The following is a 1588-nucleotide window of genomic DNA, read 5'->3' on the forward strand; positions in this document are numbered from 1 at the left end:
AGACCTCTGCGCGACTGATCCCTGGGTTGGTGTTTTGATGGTTTGAAGGTTCCAGGTGAATCGCCTTCGGCGAATCACCCGGGGATGTTTTTGCTTGACAGATGGGGAAGCCCTTGTAGCCCAAGTTCAGGGGCGCCCGCTTGGCCTAGCCGAAGCGAGCAGTGGTGGAGGCGTCCCCTGCAACGCCCAGTTAGGCAATGGATGTAGCTGGAGATGTTTGCCTCACTCACTTGGCGTTTCCCTCTTCTTGTGAGGGAAGGCTTTCGAAGCGAGCAGACCCATAGCCAAGCCCGCGATGACGTACATCTTTGCATCGAGCCAAGATGTTTCGCCCAGAAGTTTGGCTGCAATGGCGCCGAATCCTGCCCCAGCTGCTGCGAGTACGACGGCGGTGAGTTTGTCGCTATGCATGAACGGCCTAACGCCCAAGTTCAGGGGCGCGCGCTTGGCTTGGCCGAAGCGCGCAGTGGTGGAGGCGTCCCCTGCAACGCCCAGTTAGGCCGGTGGAAGTAGCAGGGCCTTTGCGCGGCCAGTGAGCCCGCACACGAGGCGCAAGCCTGGTGTGTGCGATGAGCTGCAGTGGCAGCTTACGAAATGAACCGTGCCATCACGCCTCCCTTTGCGTATGGCGTCAGCCATGCGCTGACGAATGCCTCAATTTAACGCACCTTCAACCTGCGCAGAACCCTTGCGACGCACTCAACCCGAGGTGCTCGGTGATGCGCACGACTGCCGAAGGACAGGCGGTCCATTTGGTGTTGACATGTGCAGACACGAGGTGCTGAGCCTTCATGGAACAACCCTGCGCATGCTGTGTATTCGCGAGGGCCTAACGCCCAAGTTCAGGGGCGCCCGCTTGGCGAGGCCGAAGCGCGCAGTGGTGGAGGCGTCCCCTGCAACGCCCAGTTAGGCCGGTGGCTGTAGCAGGGTGCTTGCGCGGCCAGCGAGCCCGCACACGAGGCGCCAGCCTGGCGTGCGCGATGAGCTGCAGTGGCAGCTTCCGAGATGAACTTTGCCATCACGCCTCCCTTTGCGTATGGCGTCAGCCATGCGCTGACGAATGCCTCAATCTAACGCACCTTCAACCTGCGCGACCAGAGGTGAGGGCACCCAGACTTGGTGGCACAGAACCAGTGCTCTGCAGCCGCCGAGGAGGCGGCTCGTGTGGCCTGGGCAAGCGGCGTGTTCCGCGAGGGCCTAACGCCAAAGTTCAGGGGCGCCCGCTTGGCCTGGCCGAAGCGCGCACTGGTGGAGGCGTCCCCTGCAACGCCCAGTTAGGCCGATGGTGGCATGTGACTGCATGTGCATGCGCCCCTGTGTGTTGAATGCTTGGCTGACGCCAGCTTGAATGCAAGCATGCCAAGAGACCTTGCGCGAACCAAGAAGCGCATGCCTGGCTGCAAGTAGCCACCGAGGAGGTGGCTCGCTTGGCCTGTGCAAGCGGCGCATTCACGCGAGGGCCTAACGCCCAAGTTCAGGGGCGCGCGCTTGGCGTGGCCGAAGCGCGCAGTGGTGGAGGCGTCCCCTGCAACGCCCAGTTAGGCCGGGTGGTGGCGTACGGCTGACTTTGCATGAGGCCCCTGTGTGT

The 1588-nt window shown here is 62.5% G+C and carries 1 protein-coding gene; it reads right to left on the minus strand.

Annotation, left to right across the window (positions count from 1 at the left end; all coding sequences use genetic code 11):
* Positions 1-222: 222 nt before the first annotated feature.
* Positions 223-411 carry a hypothetical protein gene (locus ABG80_RS23630; protein WP_058088998.1) on the minus strand — a complete coding sequence of 63 codons (189 nt, stop codon included), beginning with the start codon at positions 409-411 and terminating at the stop codon, positions 223-225.
* Positions 412-1588 lie beyond the last annotated feature (1177 nt).

The organism is Aquabacterium parvum, assembly GCF_001447195.1.
GTDB classification, from domain to species: Bacteria; Pseudomonadota; Gammaproteobacteria; order Burkholderiales; family Burkholderiaceae_C; genus Aquabacterium; species Aquabacterium parvum.